Origin of the sequence: Pseudomonas sp. GD04091 (assembly GCF_029836165.1) — a bacterium.
Lineage (GTDB): Bacteria > Pseudomonadota > Gammaproteobacteria > Pseudomonadales > Pseudomonadaceae > Aquipseudomonas.
Genome location: NZ_JAOEBG010000006.1, coordinates 192,047 through 212,211, shown reverse-complemented (window position 1 = coordinate 212,211; position 20,165 = coordinate 192,047). Strand labels below are relative to the sequence as shown.

The following is a 20,165-nucleotide window of genomic DNA, read 5'->3' as shown; positions in this document are numbered from 1 at the left end:
AGTCACGGGTCGTGGATGCGTTTAGAAAAATGCAGCATTCGAGGCCGATGATGGTCTATCGCTGACATGAATGGTCGGCGATCACTGTCATCATGTTTCGTACCCGGCGCGTACAAGATGACTGGAAAGTCGCGTTTTCACGCAGTTCGCGAGCATTTGACAACGCGGTTCTTTTCGGAGAATGTGTGCACACCCAAGTCAAACGGGCGTATGAATTGAGCGTTTGTATGTCAGACGGCTCTTACAGAATCCCGATTAGCGCGCCGACGGGTGTGCCTGGGGCGAGGGACCGGCAAACCGGCCCTCCCGCCAGCGATCGGCGTGTACAGTTCAGCTTCCATATCGTGGAGATCAGTTGATGATTTACGAAGGTAAAGCCATCACGGTTAAGGCTCTTGAAAGCGGCATCGTCGAACTGAAGTTCGACCTCAAGGGTGAGTCCGTCAACAAGTTCAACCGCCTCACCCTGAACGAACTGCGTCAGGCAGTGGATGCCATCAAGGCCGACGCTTCGGTCAAGGGCGTGATCGTCAGCAGCGGCAAGGACGTGTTCATCGTCGGCGCCGACATCACCGAATTCGTCGACAACTTCAAGCTGCCCGAGGCCGAACTGGTCGCCGGCAACCTGGAAGCCAACCGCATTTTCAATGACTTCGAAGACCTGCAGGTGCCGACCGTCGTCGCCATCAACGGCATTGCCCTGGGCGGTGGCCTGGAGATGTGCCTGGCGGCCGATTACCGGGTCATGTCCAGCAGTGCCAAGATTGGCCTGCCCGAAGTGAAACTGGGGATCTACCCAGGCTTTGGCGGCACCGTGCGCCTGCCGCGCCTGATCGGCTCGGACAACGCCATCGAGTGGATCGCCTCCGGCAAGGAAAATCGCGCCGAAGACGCCCTGAAAGTGGGCGCCGTCGATGCGGTGGTCACGCCGGAACTGTTGCAGGCCGGTGCCCTGGACCTGATCAAGCGCGCCATCAGCGGCGAGCTGGACTACAAGGCCAAGCGTCAGCCCAAGCTGGAAAAGCTCAAGCTCAACGCCATCGAACAGATGATGGCCTTCGAGACCGCCAAGGGCTTCGTCGCCGGCCAGGCTGGCCCGAACTACCCGGCACCGGTCGAAGCGATCAAGACCATCCAGAAAGCCGCCAACTTCGGTCGTGACAAGGCCCTGGAAGTCGAGGCCGCCGGCTTCGCCAAGCTGGCCAAGACGTCGGTCGCCGAAAGCCTGATCGGGCTGTTCCTGAATGACCAGGAGCTCAAGCGCAAGGCGAAGGCTCACGATGAAATCGCTCACGACGTGAAGCAGGCTGCCGTGCTCGGCGCCGGCATCATGGGGGGCGGCATCGCCTACCAGTCGGCAGTCAAGGGCACGCCGATCCTGATGAAGGACATCCGCGAGGACGCCATCCAGCTGGGCCTGAACGAGGCCTCCAAACTGCTCGGCAAGCGCGTCGAGAAAGGCCGCCTGACCCCGGTGAAGATGGCCGAGGCGCTCAACGCCATTCGCCCGACCCTGTCCTACGGTGATTTCGGCAACGTCGACATCGTCGTCGAGGCCGTGGTCGAGAATCCGAAGGTCAAGCAGGCGGTGCTGGCCGAAGTGGAAGGCCAGGTGAAAGAGGACGCGATCCTCGCTTCCAACACCTCGACCATCTCCATCAACCTGTTGGCCAAGGCGCTCAAGCGTCCGGAAAACTTCGTCGGCATGCACTTCTTCAACCCGGTGCACATGATGCCGCTGGTCGAAGTCATCCGCGGCGAGAAGTCCAGCGACGTGGCCGTGGCCACCACCGTGGCCTACGCCAAGAAGATGGGCAAGAACCCGATCGTGGTCAACGATTGCCCGGGCTTCCTGGTCAACCGCGTGCTGTTCCCGTATTTCGGCGGCTTCGCCAAGCTGGTCAGCGCCGGCGTGGACTTCGTGCGCATCGACAAGGTGATGGAGAAGTTCGGCTGGCCGATGGGCCCGGCCTACCTGATGGACGTGGTCGGCATCGACACCGGTCACCACGGTCGCGATGTGATGGCTGAAGGCTTCCCTGACCGCATGAAGGACGATCGTCGCTCCGCTGTCGACGCCCTGTACGAGGCCAACCGCCTGGGCCAGAAGAACGGCAAGGGGTTCTATGCCTACGAGACCGACAAGCGCGGCAAGCCGAAGAAGGTCGCCGATGTCAGCGTGCTCGAGGTGCTCAAGCCGGTCATCTTCGAGCAGCGCGAAGTCAGCGATGAAGACATCATCAACTGGATGATGGTCCCGCTGTGCCTGGAGACCGTGCGTTGCCTGGAAGACGGCATCGTCGCGACCGCCGCCGAGGCCGACATGGGCCTGGTCTACGGTATTGGCTTCCCTCCCTTCCGTGGTGGCGCGCTGCGTTACATCGATTCGATCGGGGTCGCCGAGTTCGTCGCGCTGGCCGACAAGTACGCCGACCTGGGGCCGCTGTACCACCCCACCGCGAAGCTGCGCGAGATGGCCAAGAACGGCCAGCGCTTCTTCAACTGAGCGCCCAACGAGCTAGAGCGAGAATATTGATATGAGCCTGAATCCAAGAGACGTGGTGATTGTCGACTTCGGTCGCACGCCGATGGGTCGTTCCAAGGGCGGCATGCACCGTAACACCCGTGCCGAAGACATGTCCGCGCACCTGATCAGCAAGCTGCTGGAGCGCAACGACAAGGTCGACCCGAAAGAAGTCGAGGACGTGATCTGGGGCTGCGTCAACCAGACCCTGGAGCAGGGCTGGAACATCGCCCGCATGGCGTCGCTGATGACCCAGATCCCGCACACCTCTGCCGCGCAGACCGTCAGCCGCCTGTGCGGTTCGTCGATGAGCGCGCTGCACACCGCCGCCCAGGCGATCATGACCGGCAACGGTGATGTCTTCGTGATCGGTGGCGTCGAGCACATGGGCCACGTCAGCATGATGCATGGCGTCGATCCCAACCCTCATATGTCGCTGTACGCCGCCAAGGCATCCGGGATGATGGGCCTCACCGCCGAAATGCTCGGCAAGATGCACGGCATTACCCGTGAGCAACAGGATCTGTTCGGCCTGCGTTCGCACCAGCTCGCCCACAAGGCGACGGTGGAGGGCAAGTTCAAGGACGAGATCATTCCGATGCAAGGCTATGACGAGAACGGTTTCCTGAAGGTCTTCGACTACGACGAGACCATTCGCCCGGAAACCACCCTCGAAGGACTGGCGTCGCTCAAGCCGGCATTCAACCCGAAAGGTGGTACCGTGACGGCCGGTACCTCGTCGCAGATCACCGACGGTGCCTCGTGCATGATCGTCATGTCCGGCCAGCGCGCCATGGACCTGGGCATCCAGCCGTTGGCTGTGATCCGCTCCATGGCCGTGGCAGGTGTCGATCCGGCGATCATGGGTTACGGCCCGGTCCCGTCGACGCAGAAAGCGCTCAAGCGCGCGGGTTTGACCATCGCTGACATCGATTTCTTCGAGCTCAATGAAGCCTTCGCCGCACAGGCCCTGCCGGTGCTGAAGGATCTGAAAGTACTCGACAAGATGGATGAGAAGGTTAACCTGCACGGCGGCGCGATCGCCCTGGGTCACCCGTTCGGTTGCTCTGGTGCTCGTATTTCCGGCACTCTGCTCAACGTGATGAAGCAGAATGGCGGTACGCTTGGCGTCGCCACCATGTGTGTCGGCCTGGGTCAAGGTATCACCACGGTCTTCGAACGCGTCTGATCGCGTTGCGAGGCAACAGCCGGGGCCCTGTGCCCCGGTTTTTGTTTTTTACAGGATTTGTTCAAGAGGGCGAGCGACATGCAGATACAACCTGGTGTGTACCGGCATTACAAAGGCCCTGAGTATCGTGTTTTCGGCACCGCGCGCCATTCCGAGACCGAGGAGTGGGTGGTGTTCTATCAGGCCTTGTATGGCGAATTCGGGCTTTGGGTTCGGCCGCTTTCCATGTTCCTGGAGTCTGTCGAGGTTGACGGCGAGCAGGTGCCACGCTTTGCTTTGGTCAAGGCTGAGGAAGGGATGGACGAGCTGCTGGCGAAAGCACATCCGTGAACACCCACGCTTGACCTCACAGTTTCGCCACTATATATAGCGGTGCCGCGTCCGGCACCTGACGCGTTTTTCATCTTCAGATTCAGGAATACTCCGATCCATGGGCAAATCGCTGGTCATTGTGGAATCCCCGGCCAAGGCCAAGACCATCAACAAGTACCTGGGCAGCCAGTACGTGGTGAAGTCGAGTATCGGCCACATCCGTGACCTTCCCACCAGCGGTTCCGCCAGTGCGGCCAAGGAACCGGCGGCCAAGCGCGGCAAGACTGCGAGTGAGGCTCCGGCGCTGTCGCCGAAGGAGAAGGCGCGTCGCACCCTGGTCGCGCGCATGGGCGTCGATCCCGAGGCGGGTTGGAAGGCCAAGTACGAGATCCTTCCCGGCAAGGAGAAGGTGATCGAAGAGCTGCGCCGCCTGGCCAAGGATGCCGACACCATCTATCTCGCAACCGACTTGGACCGCGAAGGGGAAGCCATCGCCTGGCACCTGCGCGAAGCCATTGGCGGCGACGACAGCCGCTACAAGCGCGTGGTGTTCAACGAGATCACCAAGAAGGCCATCCAGGAGGCGTTCTCCCAGCCGGGCGAGCTCGACATTGATCGGGTCAATGCACAGCAGGCGCGTCGCTTCCTCGATCGCGTGGTGGGCTACATGGTCTCGCCGCTGCTGTGGGCCAAGATCGCCCGCGGCCTGTCTGCAGGCCGTGTGCAGTCGGTGGCGGTGAAGCTGGTGGTCGAGCGTGAGCGCGAGATCCGTGCGTTCAATCCGGAAGAGTACTGGGAAGTCCACGCCGATCTGGGCACCGCCAAGAACGCCAAGGTGCGTTTCGAGGTCGCCCGCGAGAACGGCGAGGCCTTCAAACCGCTCAATCAGGCGCAGGCCATGGCTGCACTGGAGAAGCTCAAGTCCTCCAGCTACAGCGTAAGCAAGCGCGAAGACCGGCCGACCAGCAGCAAGCCCTCGGCGCCGTTCATCACCTCCACCCTGCAGCAGGCGGCGAGCAACCGTCTGGGCTTTGGGGTGAAGAAGACCATGATGATGGCCCAGCGTCTGTACGAGGCCGGTTACATCACCTACATGCGTACCGATTCGACCAACCTGTCGACCGATGCCGTCGAGATGGCGCGCGACTACATCGAAAAAGAATTCGGCAAGCAGTACCTGCCCGCCGCGCCGATCGTCTACGGCAGCAAGGAAGGCGCCCAGGAGGCGCACGAGGCGATTCGCCCCTCCGACGTGAATATCCATCCAACCAAGCTCAGCGGCATGGAGCGCGACGCCGAGCGCCTGTACGAGCTGATCTGGCGCCAGTTCCTGGCGTGCCAGATGCCGCCTGCGCAATACCTGTCCACCAGCGTCACCGTCGTGGCCGGCGACTTCGAGCTGCGTGCCAAGGGCCGTATCCTCAAGTTCGACGGTTACACCCGTGTCCTGCCGCAGCAGAGCAAGCCGGGCGAGGACGATGTGTTGCCGGAAATGGCCCAGGGCGAAGCGCTGAAGTTGATCCAGCTCGATCCGAGCCAGCACTTCACCAAGCCGCCGGCGCGCTTCACCGAAGCCAGCCTGGTCAAGGAGATGGAAAAGCGCGGTATTGGTCGTCCATCGACCTACGCAGCGATCATTTCCACCATTCAGGACCGTGGTTACGTCACCCTGCACAACCGCCGCTTCTACTCCGAGAAGATGGGCGACATCGTCACCGAGCGTCTGTCGGAAAGCTTTGCCAACCTGATGGACTACGGCTTCACCGCCGGCATGGAAGAGCACCTCGACGACGTGGCCCAGGGCGAGCGTGACTGGAAGAACGTGCTCGATGAGTTCTATGGCGATTTCAGCAAGAAGCTGCTGACCGCCGAATCCGCAGAAAGCGGCATGCGTGCCAACCAGCCGACCTTGACCAACATTCCGTGCAAGGAATGTGGTCGCCCGATGATGATCCGGACTGCGTCCACGGGTGTTTTCCTCGGCTGTTCGGGCTACAGCCTGCCGCCGAAGGAACGTTGCAAGGCAACGGTCAACCTGGTGCCGGGTGACGAGATCGCCGCTGACGACGAAGGCGAGTCCGAATCCCTGGTGCTGCGTGGCAAGCATCGCTGCCCGATCTGCTCGACGGCGATGGACGCCTACCTGCTCGACGAGAAGCACAAGTTGCATATCTGCGGTAACAACCCGGATTGCGCAGGCTACGAGATCGAAGAGGGTAGCTACCGGATCAAGGGTTACGAAGGCCCGAGCCTGGAGTGCGACAAGTGCGGCAGCGAGATGCAGCTCAAGACCGGGCGTTTCGGCAAGTTCTTCGGTTGCACCAACCCGGCCTGCAAGAACACGCGCAAGCTGCTCAAGAGCGGAGAGGCGGCGCCACCGAAGATGGACAAGGTGGATATGCCAGAGCTCAAGTGCGAGAAGGTCGACGACACCTACGTGTTGCGTGATGGTGCGTCGGGCTTGTTCCTGGCGGCCAGCCAGTTCCCGAAGAACCGCGAAACCCGCGCGCCACTGGTGCTGGAGATCGTTCCCCACAAGCACGAGATCGATCCGAAGTATCACTTCCTCTGCGATGCGCCGCAGAAGGACCCGGAAGGCCGCCCGGCGGTGATTCGCTACAGCCGCAAGACCAAGGAGCAATACGTGCAGTCCGAGGTCGATGGCAAACCGACCGGCTGGAAGGCGTTCTACGACGGCAAGGCGTGGAAGGTCGAAGACAAGCGTTGATCTGAAGTTGTACTGGGGCCGCTTCGCGCCCCATCGCTGGCAAGCCAGCTCCCACAGGGTACGAGGCGATTCTGTGGGGGGGGGGGCGGCTTGCCGGCGATGGCGCGCGAAGCGGCCCCAGTCATTTGATGACAAGCAAAGCGCAATCCCTGAAACTGCAGGCAATTGCCTTGCAGCCTTCAGGAGTCACTCGAAATGGCCCAGGAACTCTACACCCGCACCAACCAGAAACTGTTCTTCGCCGGCCTCGCGCTTGAGTCCATGACCAAGGCCGCCGAGAGCCAGGCGATGAATGCTCAGGGGCTGCTGCAGGCCGAGCGCGAATCGGCGCTGTTTCACCTCTACGGTGCGTTGCTTGGCTTGTGTCACGAGATTGCTGGTTTCTATCGCCTGCCACAGGCTTCTGCGTCGCGGGCCGAGCTGCTGTTCAGCGATGAAGTGCTGACGCGCGTGGCGATTCCGGAAATGGCCGAGTTGTTGGAGCTGGCTCGTCAACCGGAAACCTGGCTGGCGCGTCTGCTGGCCGCTTATGCCGATTTGTTCCGACCGCCGGTCGCGAAGAAAACCGTGAAGGGCGACGTCACCCAGCCATTGATCCAGGCCGTCAATCTGGACGAGCCCGAGCCGATCAAGCTTTCTCGGGAGGAGTTGGAGGCCTGGCGACAGAACCTCAAAAACCTGGTGAGACGATTCCGCGACGCGTTGAGTGAGTGCTGACGGCGTTCATGGCTGGTACACTACTGGCCTTTCGTGAAAAGCAGGCCCTTTATGTCAACGTCCTTTCTAGAAATTGTCGAGTTGCCTGATGGCCGGATCGAGCTGCGCCGTGCCGAGGATGAAGGCTCCCTGGTAACCCTGGATTTCTCCGAGGACGCCAAGGCATTCCTGCAAGGACAGCACGTAGAAGTGGCCAAGGCCATGCTCAGCGTTGGCGTGCAGATGGCCGGTCGCCTTGTCGAGGGTGACTTCGAGCGTGAAGAGGGGCCGCGAGTCCTTCATTGAGCCAGCCTGCAGGCTCAGGGTTTCAAGCGTTTTACAGGCAAAGCCTGAACATCAGCCGAGGCGGATGTTCAGGCTTTGTGCGTTTCCGATGGCTGCAGCGCGTTGCAGTTGTTGGCGGGCGCTGGTGTTGAGGGTGCCCAGCCAGCTGACCACGGTATGGCTGTGGCCCAGGCGCAGGGCTTCGCAAGCCAGTTGCAGGACTGTCTGGTTGACGCCGGGGTGCAGCAGCAGGATGCGTTCACGGTTAAGCCCGGCATCGCGCAGCCAGGTCTGGGTCAGGCTGCCTGGTGGGGCGATGAGTGTCAGCCAGCGGCTGTCATCCTCTTCGCTGAGTTCGCGCAGGACGGGAGCCAGCAGGCTTTGGCAATGCCCGGGCGCGCCACGCAGGGCCAGCTCACTGAACAGCTCGGGTTGGCTGCTCTTGCGCGTTGGCTCGCTTGGCTTCAGGCCTGGCAGTACCGGCTGGGCGAGGAAGGCCTCGAACAGCGGCAACTGCGCTTGCTGCGGTGCATGGGTGAACGGCTGCATGACGCCTCCTGGTTTCAGCGGCGAAGGACGCCGACGCTCAAGCCCTCGATCACCAGTTCCTGCTCTTTCAGGTCGACTTCGATGGGGGCGAACTCGGGGTTCTCGGCAATCAGCCAGACCTTGCTGCCTTCGCGCTTGAAGCGCTTGACGGTGACTTCGTCACCGATACGGGCAACCACGATCTGGCCGTTGCGGGCTTCGCGGGTGGTGTGCACGGCGAGCAGGTCGCCGTCGAAGATGCCGATGTCCTTCATGCTCATGCCGTGCACGCGCAACAGATAGTCGGCGCGGGGATGGAAGAAGGCCGGGTTGATGTTGCAGGATTCTTCGATGTGCTGCTCGGCCAGGATCGGCGCACCGGCGGCTACGCGACCGATGATCGGCAGGCCGTTGTCGTCGTTCTTTGGCTCGAGACCGGGGATGCGGATGCCGCGGGACGCGCCCGGGGTCATCTCGATGGCACCCTTGCGAGCCAGGGCCTTGAGGTGCTCCTCGGCGGCGTTGGGCGATTTGAAGCCCAGCTCCTGGGCGATCTCGGCGCGGGTCGGCGGGAAACCGTTGTCTTCGAGGCAACGTTTGATGAAAGCCAGAATCTCGGCTTGGCGTGGCGTCAGTTTCAGCATGGGCGAGGGCTCTGTCTTTTTATACAGTGACTGGGATTATATACAGTGGCTGGCAAGCTGCAAGCACCCTGCGCGCATGAGTGGCGCAAAGCGAGTCCATTCAATGTGTTGTGGCTGTGATTAAATGGGCGACCGGCCAGTCACCGAGCCTTGACAGAAGCAGGCCTGAAACGTATGTTTCAAACAACTGTTTGTCAGGCGGAGTAGACATGGCCCAATCGGAAACCGTTGAACGCATCCTCGATGCGGCGGAACAGCTGTTCGCGGAGCGCGGGTTCGCGGAAACCTCATTGCGGCTGATCACCAGCAAGGCCGGGGTCAACCTGGCGGCGGTGAACTATCACTTCGGCTCCAAGAAAGCCCTGATCCAGGCGGTTTTCTCACGTTTCCTCGGTCCTTTCTGTGCCAGCCTCGAGCGCGAGCTGGAGCGGCGCCAGGCGCGCCCCGAACAGAAGGCCAGCCTCGAAGAGCTGCTGGAGATGCTGGTCGAGCAGGCGCTCGCGGTGCAGCCGCGCAGCAATAACGACCTGTCCATCTTCATGCGCCTGCTGGGGTTGGCGTTCAGCCAGAGCCAGGGCCACCTGCGCCGTTATCTGGAAGACATGTATGGCAAGGTGTTCCGCCGCTACATGCTCCTGGTCAACGAGGCTGCCCCGCGCATTCCGCCGCTCGAGCTGTTCTGGCGGGTGCACTTCATGCTGGGGGCCGCGGCGTTCAGCATGTCGGGGATCAAGGCGCTGCGCGCCATTGCCGAAACCGATTTCGGCATCAATACCTCGATCGAGCAGGTGATGCGCTTGATGGTGCCGTTCCTGGCCGCCGGCATGCGCGCCGACACCGGCGTCACCGACCCCGCCATGGCCACGGCCCAGTTGCGTCCGCGCAGCAAGTCCAGCGCGGCTGCCAAGGTCTGAACACTGGGCGGGGTAGGGCGCTTCGGCTAAGCTAGCGCCCATGTCCGACCTCGCCTTGAGCCGCCGCCTTTCCGGCACTCTCCCTGCCGCACTGAACCTATGGGCTGTTCGCTGTCCCATGACGGTGTGCGCCTGCGCCTGTCGGGCTCCCCTGGATCTGTAATGAAGGACTCGCTATGACCGCCAGCCTGCAAGGCTCCCTGATGGTGGATATCGCCGGCCACTGGCTGACCGCCGAAGATCGCCATCTGTTGCGCCAGCCCGAAGTGGCCGGCCTGATCATCTTTGCCCGCAACATCGACAGCCCGCGCCAGGTGCGCGAGCTGTGCGCGTCGATTCGCGCCATTCGCCCTGATCTCATTCTCGCCGTCGACCAGGAAGGTGGTCGGGTGCAGCGCCTGCGTCAGGGCTTCGTGCGCTTGCCGGCCATGCGCGCCATCGCCGATAACGCCAACGCCGAGTACCTGGCCGAGCAATGTGGCTGGTTGATGGCGACCGAAGTGCTGGCAGTGGGATTGGACCTGAGCTTCGCGCCGGTCCTGGACCTCGACCACCAGCGCAGCGCCGTGGTCGGCAGTCGCGCCTTCGAGGGTGAACCCGAGCGCGCCACCCAGTTGGCGGGGGCTTTCATCCGCGGTATGAACGCTGCCGGCATGGCGGCTTGTGGCAAGCATTTCCCGGGACATGGTTGGGCCGAGGCCGACTCGCACGTGGCCATTCCGGTCGATGAGCGCAGCCTGGAGCAGCTGCGCGCCGTGGACCTGGTGCCATTCACCCGTCTGAGCGGGCAGCTGGCGGCGGTGATGCCGGCGCATGTCATCTATCCGCAGGTGGACAACCAGCCGGCGGGCTTCTCCCGGCGCTGGCTGCAGGACATCCTGCGCGGCGAGCTGGGTTTCGATGGGGTGATCTTCAGCGACGACCTGTCCATGGCCGGTGCCCATGTGGTGGGTGATGCCGCCAGTCGCATCGAGGCGGCGCTGAGCGCCGGTTGCGACATGGGCCTGGTGTGCAACGACCGCGCGGCCGCGGAGTTGGCGCTGAGCGCGGCTCAGCGGATGAAGGTCCAGCCGTCGCCGCGAATCGCGCGGATGCGCGGGCAGGGCTTTGCGCGTACCGATTACCGCCAGCAGCCGCGTTGGCTGGAGGCGTTGGGGGCCTTGAAGGAAGCCCAGCTGGTCGATTGACCTGGCCGGCTTTATCGCGGGTCAAGCCCGCTCCCACGACGCGCTGAGGCCTCGTGGGAGCGGGCTTGCCCCGCGATTGAGCGCTTACCGATTGCGCTTGCCCGGCAACGGCGCGAACAACGCCTCGATCTCGTCATCTCCCAGCCGCCATTGCCCGGCCTGCCCGCCATCGAGCAGCCCGGCCGCCAGTGCCGCCTTCTCCTGCTGCAACTGCTGGATCTTCTCTTCCACCGTTCCCCGGGTGATCAGCTTGAACACGAATACCGGCTTGTCCTGGCCAATGCGGTAGGCCCGGTCGGTGGCCTGGTTCTCGCTGGCCGGGTTCCACCACGGGTCGTAGTGGATCACGGTATCGGCGGCGGTCAGGTTCAGCCCGGTGCCGCCGGCCTTGAGGCTGATCAGGAACACCTCGCTGTCGCCGTTCTGGAACTGCTGCACCGGCGCGCGGCGGTCGCGGGTGTCGCCGGTCAACAGGCTGTAGCGGATGCCGCGTTTCTCCAGTTCGAACTCGATCAGCGCGAGCATGGAGGTGAACTGCGAGAACAGCAGGACCTTGCGCCCCTCGCTGAGCAACTCTTCGAGCATTTCCAGCAGGCTGCCCAGCTTGCCCTTGTCGGCGAACGTGCCTTTCGCCTCGGTACCCTTGACCAGGCGTAGATCGCAGCACACCTGGCGTAGCTTGAGCAGCGCGTCGAGGATGATGATCTGGCTGCGGGCCGCGCCGTTACGGGCGATTTCCTCGCGGACCTTCTTGTCCATCGCCACCCGCAGCGCCTCATAAGTGTCGCGCTGGGCGTCGCTGAGCTCGACCCAGTGGATCATCTCGGTCTTGGCGGGCAGTTCGGTGGCCACCTGCTCCTTGGTGCGGCGCAGCAGGAACGGGCGGATGCGGCTGGCCAGGTGGGCCATGCGCTCGCCGTCGCCGTGGCGTTCGATCGGGGTGCGGTAGTCCTGGGTGAAACGCTTGCTGTCGCCCAGCCAGCCGGGCATCAGGAAGTGGAAGATCGACCACAGCTCGCCGAGGTTGTTCTCCATCGGCGTGCCGGTCAGGCACAGGCGCTGGTCGGCCTGTAGCTCGCGCACGGCCTGGGCGGCCTTGCTGGTGCTGCTCTTGATGTTCTGCGCTTCGTCCAGCACCAGCAGGTGCCAGGGCTGGGCCTTGAGATGCTCCAGGTCGCGGGGTGCCAGGGCGTAGGTGGTCAGTATCAGGTCGTAGTCGGCCAGGTTGGCGAAGTGCTTGTTGCGGCCTGGGCCGTGCAGGGCCAGGACCCGCAGGTCGGGGGCGAAGCGCCGGGCTTCGTCGAGCCAGTTGGGCACCAGGCTGGTGGGCATCACCGCCAGCGCAGGGTGGGTCAGGCGTCCGGCTTCTTTCTCCAGCAGCAGGTGGGCCAGGGTCTGCAGGGTCTTGCCCAGGCCCATGTCGTCGCCGAGGATGCCGCCGGTGCCCATCTCGCGCAGGGCCTGCAGCCAGTTCAGGCCTTGCTGCTGGTACGGTCGCAGCGTGGCGTTCAGGCCCTTGGGGGGCGCCACGTGCAGGTCACGGGCATCGCGCAGGCGTCGGCCCAGGTCGCGGACTTCGCCGCCGCCTTCCCATCGCAACGGCAGATGGTCGATCGCGTTCAGGCGCGCGGCGTCGGCGCGCTCCAGGCGCAAGCTCGGGCCGACGGCGTCTTCGTGCAGATACAGTTCGCCGAGCGTGCCCATCACCGCCTTGATCCGGCCGTAGGGCAGGGCGACGCGCAACGCCGGGCTGTCGAGGCGACCTCGGTTGAGGTCGATCAGCAGGTGCTCGTCGTCACTGCGTCGGGCCAGTTCGCTGGGGCGCAACAGCTCCGGGTTGCTGCGCAGCAGTTGCAGGACAATGGGCAGCAGGCTGTGGCGCTGGCCCTCGACGACGATGCCCAGTTCCAGGTCGAACCACTCGTGGCTAGGCGCTTCTTCGACGGTGGCGTACCAGTCGTCCACCTCATGCAGGCTGAAGGCGAAGTCGCGGTGCACGTCGATGGCCCAGCCCGCCTCGCGCAGACGCGGCAGGCCCTCGCGGGCGAAACGCAGCCAGGCTTCGTCGTCCGGCAGCTGGTACATCTCGCCGGCGCTGTCGGGCAGGGCCTTGCTCTGGCGGGTGGCGGGCTTGAAGCCCAGGTCGCGCAACGCCTTGCGCAGGGCCAGCTCGGCCTGGGGCTGGCGGCGGATGCGTTGGCTGGTGCTGCCCACCAGGCGACTCAGCGGCTTGTCGTCGCCGCCGCTGGCGCGCAGGCCGTCATAGTCGAACGACAGCGCGGCGCGGTGCTGCATCTGCCGCTGCATGCGCCCGGTCTTGGGCGTGTAGGCGCTGAACTCGAGGCTGCCGAGGGTCAGGTGCGGGGTCGGCTCGATGTCGTCGAGCTGCTCCTGTTGCACGGTGGTGGGTGTCGGCAGGTGGTGATTCAGGGCGTTGAGCTTGTGGCTGAGGGGCACGATGAGGTGTTCCGGTACATCGGGAGCGAGGGACAGTTGCAGGGCGGTGTGCGGGTCGAGGTCGTGAGTGACGGTGCCGACCTCCTCGCGCTCGACATCGAGGTAGAACAGCGGCACCAGTGGCAGCACGCAATTGAGCGGCGTGTCATCGTTGTACCAGATGCCCCGGTAGTCGCCGTTGTCCAGGCGCACCCAGCGGAATTGCGCCGGGCGTGGCGCGCCCTGGCGCAGCAGCGGCAGCTCTTCGATGAACATCAGGCGTCCGGTATCCAGCACCCGCTGCAGCAACTCGCCACCTTCATGGCCCTTGAGGGCATAGCCGCGGTCCTGGCCATAGGGCGCGTTCTGCGCCGACAGCTGACGCAGGATGCGCAGGTCATCTTCCTTGACGAACTTCGGTGGTTCGTAGAGCAGGTCATACAACGACTGCACGCGGCTGTAGCGAATGCCGTGCTCCTCGCGGGTGCCTTTGCGCACGCGCAGTGCGCAGCTATGGTCGCGTTGCAGGACGAGCTGGTAGCAGACCATGCGTCCGCGCTTGTCTTCAGCGGCGCTCTTCGCCGCTGAAGGCGGCTCCAGGCCCTGCAGCCAGTGTTGCAGGTGGTGGGGTAGCTGGTCGCCACCGGCGGTGGCGCGCCCGCCGTTGTTGGCCAGGGTGAAGAGCGCGGCGGCGCAGTGCTTGCAGTTCGCGCCGACCGGGCAGGAGCAGTCGCCACGTACATGGCACTGTCCGGATGGCCCTGCGGTGATGAGGATCCGCTGGCGGTAGACGTTGCCGCCGCTGCCGCGGCAGATCGACTCGAGGCGTGAGTCGCCGTGAGACTGGATCGTGACCAGGCCCTGTTCGGCGTAGCGTTCGCCGCGTTGCAGGGTGGCGGCGGAAAAATCGCGTTTCCAGCTCGGATTCTCGGCGGCCAGCTTCTGCACATCGGCGTTCACGGGGTCACTGCTCCATCATTTCCGGGTCCGGCAGCGGAATCTTGCGCATGCCGGCCGGTGAAACCTTGAGCAGCAGCGCCAGGTGGCCGCCATCGAGGAAGGTCAACTGCCCGGCCTTCATGTTGCTGTTGCTCTGCTTGAACTGTTCGCTGCGCAGCACGCTGCCGTTGGCGTCGAGCTGGTTGACCCAGAAGTTCGCTTCGACGGCGATGAAGCGGCCTTCGGCGATGCTCAGGTTGCCCTCGATGGGGAAGTGGCCGAACTGCTCTTCACCGGCGCCCAGGGCCACCGTACTGGCTTGCTGCTGCCAGGCTTTGTGCAGCAGCACGGTGTAGTCGGCGGTGGCTTGCAGGCGGGTAACCTCGTCACCCAGCGCGGTCGGGCGTTCGGCGCCTTTTTCCAGGCGCGGCGCGCCGGCGCTCCAGTTCTCTGGGGCGAACGGGCTGGTGAACGCCGGCACGGCGTTCTGCCGCACGAGGATCATTTCCACCTGATACGGGCCCTCGGCAAAGGCGGCCGGCGCGAACAGCGCCAGCAGCAGGGTCAGGCAACGGATGGCACGCATGAAGCTTCCTTAGTGTGTTTGTGGAGTGAGGCGCTCGAACAGCGCTTCCAGGGTGTTGAAACGTTCTTCGGGGCGTTCCATCGGCACCAGAAAACGGAACTGGGTCGCGCCTTCGAACTTGTAACGTTTGGGCTGGCCCTGGATCAACTTGATCAGGGTCAGTGGGTCGACCGGGGTCTCGGCTTCGAACTCGAGCTTGCCGCCATTGGGGCCAGCGTCGACTTTCTTGATGCCAAGCTGTTCCGCCTGCAGCTTGAGCGAGGTCAGGCGCATCAGGTTCTTGGTCGGCTCGGGCAGCAGGCCGAAGCGGTCGATCATCTCCACCTGCAGGTCCTTGAGGCCTTCTTCGTCGGCCGCCGAGGCGATGCGCTTGTAGAGGATCAGGCGCGCATGCACGTCGGGCAGGTAGTCCTCGGGGATCAGCGCCGGCAGGCGCAGGTTGATCTCCGGGCCACCGCCGAGCGGCTGCTCGAGGTTTGGCTGGGTGCCCTTGCGGATGGCCTTGACCGCGCGCTCGAGCATTTCCATGTAGAGGGTGAAACCCACGGCCTGGATCTGCCCGCTCTGACCTTCGCCCAGCAATTCGCCTGCGCCGCGGATCTCCAGGTCGTTGGTCGCCAGGACGAAGCCGGCGCCAAGGTCCTGGGTGTTGGCGATGGCCTCCAGGCGTTTCTCGGCGTCGCTGCTGATCTGCTGGCGCGGCGGTGTCAGCAGGTAGGCGTAGGCCTGGTGGTGACTGCGGCCGACCCGGCCGCGCAGCTGGTGCAGCTGGGCCAGGCCGAACTTGTCGGCGCGCTCGATGACGATGGTGTTGGCGCTGGGCACGTCGATGCCGGTCTCGATGATGGTCGAGGCGATCAGTACGTTGAAGCGCTTGTGGTAGAAGTCGCTCATCACCTGCTCGAGGTCGCGCTCGCGCATCTGCCCGTGGCCGATGCCGATGCGCGCCTCGGGCACCAGTTCGGCAAGTTCCGCGGCGCACTTCTCGATGGTCTTGACGTCGTTGTGCAGGTAGTACACCTGGCCGCCACGCAGCAGCTCGCGCAGCAGCGCTTCCTTCACGGTGCTCTTGTTCTGCTCCATGACGAAGGTGCGCACCGACAGGCGGCGCGCCGGTGGAGTGGCGATGATCGACAGGTCGCGCATGCCCGACACCGCCATGTTCAGCGTGCGCGGAATCGGCGTCGCGGTCAGGGTGAGGATGTCCACCTCGCTGCGCAGGGCCTTGAGCTGTTCCTTTTGGCGCACGCCGAAGCGGTGCTCCTCGTCGATGATGGCCAGGCCCAGGTCCTTGAAGCGCACGTCGTCCTGCAACAGCTTGTGGGTGCCGATGAGGATGTCGATCTTGCCTTCGGCCAGCTCCGCCGCGGCGCTGGCGACTTCCTTGGCCGACTTGAAGCGGCTCATCACCTCGACTTTCACCGGCCAGTCGGCGAAGCGGTCGCGGAAGCTGTTGTAGTGCTGCTGGGCGAGCAGGGTGGTCGGCACCAGCACCGCCACCTGACGGCCGCTGTGCACGGCGATGAAGGCGGCGCGCATGGCCACTTCGGTCTTGCCGAAGCCGACGTCGCCGCACACCAGGCGATCCATGGGCTGGCCGGCGAGCATGTCGGCGCGCACGGCCTCGATGGCGGCCTGCTGGTCAGGCGTTTCCTCGAACGGGAAGCCGGCGCTGAAGGTGGCGTAGTCGGCGGCCGGGTCGGCGAACGCATGGCCCTTGCGCGCGGCGCGACGGGCATAGATGTCGAGCAGTTCGGCGGCGACGTCGCGCACCTGCTCGGCGGCCTTGCGCTTGGCTTTCTGCCAGGCCTCGGAGCCCAGGCGATGCAAGGGGGCCAGGGCGTCGTCGCTACCGGTGTAGCGGGCGATCAGGTGCAGGTTGGCCACCGGTACGTAGAGCTTGGCGCCTTCGGCGTACTCCAGGGTGAGGAATTCTGCGGCCTGGCCGTCGATCTCCAGGGTCGCCAGACCGAGGTAGCGGCCCACGCCGTGGTCGATGTGCACCACCGGCGCGCCTTCGCGCAGCTCGGTGAGGTTCTTGATCACGGCGTCGTTGGCCGCCTCGCCGCGTTTCTCGCGGCGCCGGCGCTGCATCACGCGCTGGCCGAACAGCGGGCTTTCGGCTACCAGGGCCAGGGCCGGGTCGTCCAGCAGCAGGCCGTCGTCGAGCGGCGCGATGGTGATCGCCAGGCGCTCGCCGCCGGTGACGAAGTCGGCCCAGCCGTCGACGGTGTGCGGGCGCAGCTTCAGGCGTTCGAGCAGCTCCAGCAGCACCTCGCGCCGGCCTGCAGACTCGGCGGTAAAGAGCACGCGGCCGGGGAACTGGTCGAGGAAGTTCGACAGCTCCGCCAGTGGCTGGTTGGCCTTGGCTTCGATCGCCAGGTTGGGCAGGGCGCGGGCCGGGAAGCGCTCGCGGCCGGCACCGGGCTCAACGTCGTCGGCGCTGATGACCACGCGCGGCCACTGCTTGAGGCGGGCGAAGCAGTCCTCGACCGGGAGGAACAATTCACCTGGCGGCAAGAGTGGTCGGGTGAGGTCGCCGCGGCGTTCTTCATAACGCCCGCGCACGTCGTTCCAGAAGTGCTCGGCGGCCTGCTCCACGCCCGGCAGGGAGAACACCTGGGTGTCGCCTGGCAGGTAGTCGAACAGGGTGGCGGTGTCTTCGAAGAACAGCGGCAGGTAGTACTCGATGCCGGCGGGGATGATGCCGCTGGTGAGGTCCTGGAAGATCGCGCTGCGGCGGAAATCGACGTCGAAGCGTTCGCGAAAGCGCGCCTTGAAGCGCGTCACCTCGTCCTTCTGCATGGGGAATTCGCGCGCCGGCAGCAGGCGGATCGAGTCGACCTTGTCGATCGAGCGCTGGGTTTCCGGGTCGAAGGTGCGCAGCGTCTCGATCTCGTCGTCGAACAGGTCGATGCGGTACGGCTGCTTGCTGCCCATGGGGAACAGATCGATCAGCGCCCCGCGCACGGCGAACTCGCCATGCTCGTAGACCGTGTCGACGCAGCGGTAGCCGCTGGCCTCCAGGCGCGTGCGCATCTGCTCGACATCGATCTTCTGGCCGACGTCCAGCACCAGGCTGCTGCCCAGCAGGAAGCGCGTTGGCGCCAGGCGGTGCAGGGCAGTGGTGATGGGTACGACGAGGATGCCGTGGTCCAGCTCCGGCAGCCGGTAAAGGCTGGCGATGCGCTGGGAGATGATGTCCTGGTGCGGCGAGAACAGGTCGTAGGGCAGGGTTTCCCAGTCGGGGAACGGCAGCACCGGAAGGTCCGGGGCGAAGAAGCGCAGCTCCTGCTCCAGGCGGTCGGCGGCCTGGCTGTCGGCGGTCAGCAGCAGGGTGAAGCGGCCGGCGCTGCTGGCGGCCTCGGCGATGGCCAGGCTCAAGGCGGCGCCGGGCAGGTTGCCCCAGGATTGTTTGCCGGCCGTGGCCGGTATTTGCGGTAGGCGCAGAACTGACACGGGAGATCGGACTCCAAGCGTTGCGGCAAAGAGGTCGATTGTACCGGTGAGCGGGCGCGCTGTCAGGCACGAAAGGGCGTGGCGACGGGGCTCGGAGTCGGCGACAGGCGCTCATTGCCCGATACGCCGAGGGGCGTCATAATGTAGCCCCTTTTTTGTTCCCCTACATGTGGAAGGTTACCGTGACTCAGAAGCCCGACCAGTGTCTTGGTGAGTGGATCGATCGTGAAGCCCTGGCTGAAGCGATGATCCCGCTTATCGGTCAGCTCTACCGCAACAACAACGTGGTGAGCTCGATCTATGGCCGCAGCCTGATCAACCGTTCGGTTATCTCGATCCTCAAAGCCCATCGCTTTGCCCGTCACCGTCAGACCGACGAGACCGAGCTGTCCGTCCACGAGACATTCCCCCTGCTCAAGGCCATGAGCGAGCTGAAACTGGGCGCCGCTTCGGTCGATCTGGGCAAGCTGGCCAACAAGTTCAAGACCGAAGGCAATGGCCGCAGCGCCGAGCAGTTCGTGCGTGACGAACTGGCCGATGTCGTGGGTCAGCAGAACGCTTCCGCACGCAAGGGCACCGACGTCGTCCTGTACGGCTTCGGCCGCATCGGCCGCCTGCTGGCGCGCATCCTCATCGAGAAGACCGGTGGTGGCGACGGCCTGCGCCTGCGCGCCATCGTCGTGCGCAAGGGCGCCGAGAACGACCTGATCAAGCGCGCCAGCCTGCTGCGCCGCGACTCGGTACACGGTCCGTTCGACGGCACCATCGTCATCGATGAAGCGAACAACACCATCACCGCCAACGGCAACCTGATCCAGGTGATCTACGCCAAGAGCCCGAGCGAAGTCGACTACACCCAGTACGGCATCAACGATGCGCTGATCGTCGACAACACCGGTGTATGGCGCGATGCCGACGGCCTCGGCCAGCACTTGGCCTGCCCGGGCGCCGCTCGCGTGATCCTCACCGCACCTGGCAAGGGCGCGCTGAAGAACATCGTGCACGGCATCAACCACGGCGACATCACCGCCGACGACAAGATCATCTCGGCGGCGTCCTGCACCACCAACGCCATCGTGCCGGTGCTCAAGGCCATCAACGACCAGTACGGCATCGTCAACGGCCACGTCGAAACCGTTCACTCGTTCACCAACGACCAGAACCTGATCGACAACTTCCACAAGGGCAGCCGCCGTGGCCGCGCCGCGCCGCTGAACATGGTCATCACCGAGACCGGTGCCGCCACCGCAGCCGCCAAGGCACTGCCAGTGCTCAAGGGCAAGCTGACCGGCAACGCGATCCGTGTGCCGACGCCGAACGTGTCGATGGCCATTCTCAACCTGAACCTCGAGAAGGCCACCAACCGCGAAGAGCTGAACGAGTACCTGCGCCAGACCGCCATGCACTCGGACCTGCACAAGCAGATCGACTACGTCAGCTCCCAGGAAGTGGTGTCCACCGACTTCGTCGGCTCGCGCCACGCCGGTGTGGTCGACGCCGAAGCGACCATCTGCAACGACAACCGCGTTGTCCTGTACGTCTGGTACGACAACGAGTTCGGTTACAGCTGCCAGGTGGTGCGCGTGATGGAAGACATGGCCGGTGTGAACCCGCCAGCGTTTCCACGCTGATCCGCTTGTAATGCGTTGAAAAAACGGGAACCTTCGGGTTCCCGTTTTTTTTGCTCCCCGCGTCAGCGCGATCGTTGTAGGAGCGGCCTTGTGTCGCGAAAGGGCCG

General features: G+C 64.3%; 14 protein-coding genes. 9 read left to right on the top strand and 5 right to left on the bottom strand.

Going from position 1 to position 20,165, the window contains the following annotated elements; genetic code table 11:
* The first annotated feature begins 358 nt into the window (after positions 1–358).
* From fadB to N7422_RS10515, 6 genes are all read left to right on the top strand, one after another.
* The gene (fadB, locus tag N7422_RS10540; RefSeq protein ID WP_279806465.1) at positions 359–2,506 is read left to right on the top strand and encodes a fatty acid oxidation complex subunit alpha FadB; all 2,148 of its coding nucleotides are present in this window, start codon (positions 359–361) and stop codon (positions 2,504–2,506) included.
* Between the two features lie 31 nt (positions 2,507–2,537).
* Positions 2,538–3,713 carry an acetyl-CoA C-acyltransferase FadA gene (fadA, locus tag N7422_RS10535; protein ID WP_279806464.1) on the top strand — a complete coding sequence of 392 codons (1,176 nt, stop codon included), beginning with the start codon at positions 2,538–2,540 and terminating at the stop codon, positions 3,711–3,713.
* Between the two features lie 78 nt (positions 3,714–3,791).
* On the top strand, positions 3,792–4,043 hold the full coding sequence (locus N7422_RS10530; RefSeq protein WP_279806463.1) for a DUF1653 domain-containing protein: 252 nt from the start codon (positions 3,792–3,794) through the stop codon (positions 4,041–4,043).
* A 100-nt stretch (positions 4,044–4,143) separates the two neighbouring features.
* On the top strand, positions 4,144–6,753 hold the full coding sequence (gene topA / locus N7422_RS10525) for a type I DNA topoisomerase (RefSeq protein WP_279806462.1): 2,610 nt from the start codon (positions 4,144–4,146) through the stop codon (positions 6,751–6,753).
* Positions 6,754–6,948: 195 nt separating this feature from the next.
* Positions 6,949–7,470, top strand: a complete 522-nt coding sequence (locus N7422_RS10520) for a DUF6586 family protein (RefSeq protein WP_279806461.1) — start codon at positions 6,949–6,951, stop codon at positions 7,468–7,470.
* A gap of 51 nt (positions 7,471–7,521) precedes the next feature.
* Positions 7,522–7,755, top strand: a complete 234-nt coding sequence (locus N7422_RS10515) for a hypothetical protein (protein ID WP_023630868.1) — start codon at positions 7,522–7,524, stop codon at positions 7,753–7,755.
* Between the two features lie 51 nt (positions 7,756–7,806).
* On the opposite strand, the gene sulA is transcribed toward N7422_RS10515, so the two are convergent.
* On the bottom strand, positions 7,807–8,283 hold the full coding sequence (sulA, locus tag N7422_RS10510; protein ID WP_279806460.1) for an SOS-induced cell division inhibitor SulA: 477 nt from the start codon (positions 8,281–8,283) through the stop codon (positions 7,807–7,809).
* A 14-nt stretch (positions 8,284–8,297) separates the two neighbouring features.
* A complete protein-coding gene (lexA, locus tag N7422_RS10505; protein ID WP_279806459.1) occupies positions 8,298–8,906 on the bottom strand; it encodes a transcriptional repressor LexA in 609 nt (202 codons plus the stop codon).
* Positions 8,907–9,115: 209 nt separating this feature from the next.
* On the opposite strand from lexA, the gene N7422_RS10500 reads away from it, so the two are divergent.
* Positions 9,116–9,820: a TetR/AcrR family transcriptional regulator gene (locus N7422_RS10500; protein WP_279806458.1), complete on the top strand. Its 705-nt coding sequence runs from the start codon at positions 9,116–9,118 to the stop codon at positions 9,818–9,820.
* Positions 9,821–10,008: 188 nt separating this feature from the next.
* Positions 10,009–11,007, top strand: a complete 999-nt coding sequence (gene nagZ / locus N7422_RS10495) for a beta-N-acetylhexosaminidase (RefSeq protein WP_279806542.1) — start codon at positions 10,009–10,011, stop codon at positions 11,005–11,007.
* Positions 11,008–11,091: 84 nt separating this feature from the next.
* On the opposite strand, the gene N7422_RS10490 is transcribed toward nagZ, so the two are convergent.
* Genes N7422_RS10490 through mfd form a run of 3 tightly spaced genes read right to left on the bottom strand, consistent with a single transcriptional unit; the run spans position 11,092 to position 18,427 of the window.
* Positions 11,092–14,403: a DEAD/DEAH box helicase gene (locus tag N7422_RS10490; RefSeq protein WP_279806457.1), complete on the bottom strand. Its 3,312-nt coding sequence runs from the start codon at positions 14,401–14,403 to the stop codon at positions 11,092–11,094.
* A 4-nt stretch (positions 14,404–14,407) separates the two neighbouring features.
* A complete protein-coding gene (locus tag N7422_RS10485; RefSeq protein WP_279806456.1) occupies positions 14,408–14,968 on the bottom strand; it encodes a CsiV family protein in 561 nt (186 codons plus the stop codon).
* Between the two features lie 9 nt (positions 14,969–14,977).
* Positions 14,978–18,427 carry a transcription-repair coupling factor gene (mfd, locus tag N7422_RS10480; RefSeq protein ID WP_279806455.1) on the bottom strand — a complete coding sequence of 1,150 codons (3,450 nt, stop codon included), beginning with the start codon at positions 18,425–18,427 and terminating at the stop codon, positions 14,978–14,980.
* A 167-nt stretch (positions 18,428–18,594) separates the two neighbouring features.
* Here mfd and N7422_RS10475 point away from each other — a divergent pair, with 167 nt between their 5' ends.
* Positions 18,595–20,058 carry a glyceraldehyde-3-phosphate dehydrogenase gene (locus tag N7422_RS10475; RefSeq protein ID WP_279806454.1) on the top strand — a complete coding sequence of 488 codons (1,464 nt, stop codon included), beginning with the start codon at positions 18,595–18,597 and terminating at the stop codon, positions 20,056–20,058.
* Positions 20,059–20,165 lie beyond the last annotated feature (107 nt).

Excerpts from the sequence above, each read along its gene's own strand:
- fadB (WP_279806465.1), top strand. The coding sequence starts at position 359 with ATGATTTACGAAGGTAAAGCCATCACGGTTAAGGCTCTTGAAAGCGGC.
- fadA (WP_279806464.1), top strand. The coding sequence starts at position 2,538 with ATGAGCCTGAATCCAAGAGACGTGGTGATTGTCGACTTCGGTCGCACG.
- N7422_RS10530 (WP_279806463.1), top strand. The coding sequence starts at position 3,792 with ATGCAGATACAACCTGGTGTGTACCGGCATTACAAAGGCCCTGAGTAT.
- topA (WP_279806462.1), top strand. The coding sequence starts at position 4,144 with ATGGGCAAATCGCTGGTCATTGTGGAATCCCCGGCCAAGGCCAAGACC.
- N7422_RS10520 (WP_279806461.1), top strand. The coding sequence starts at position 6,949 with ATGGCCCAGGAACTCTACACCCGCACCAACCAGAAACTGTTCTTCGCC.
- N7422_RS10515 (WP_023630868.1), top strand. The coding sequence starts at position 7,522 with ATGTCAACGTCCTTTCTAGAAATTGTCGAGTTGCCTGATGGCCGGATC.
- sulA (WP_279806460.1), bottom strand. The coding sequence starts at position 8,283 with ATGCAGCCGTTCACCCATGCACCGCAGCAAGCGCAGTTGCCGCTGTTC.
- lexA (WP_279806459.1), bottom strand. The coding sequence starts at position 8,906 with ATGCTGAAACTGACGCCACGCCAAGCCGAGATTCTGGCTTTCATCAAA.
- N7422_RS10500 (WP_279806458.1), top strand. The coding sequence starts at position 9,116 with ATGGCCCAATCGGAAACCGTTGAACGCATCCTCGATGCGGCGGAACAG.
- N7422_RS10485 (WP_279806456.1), bottom strand. The coding sequence starts at position 14,968 with ATGCGTGCCATCCGTTGCCTGACCCTGCTGCTGGCGCTGTTCGCGCCG.
- N7422_RS10475 (WP_279806454.1), top strand. The coding sequence starts at position 18,595 with ATGTGGAAGGTTACCGTGACTCAGAAGCCCGACCAGTGTCTTGGTGAG.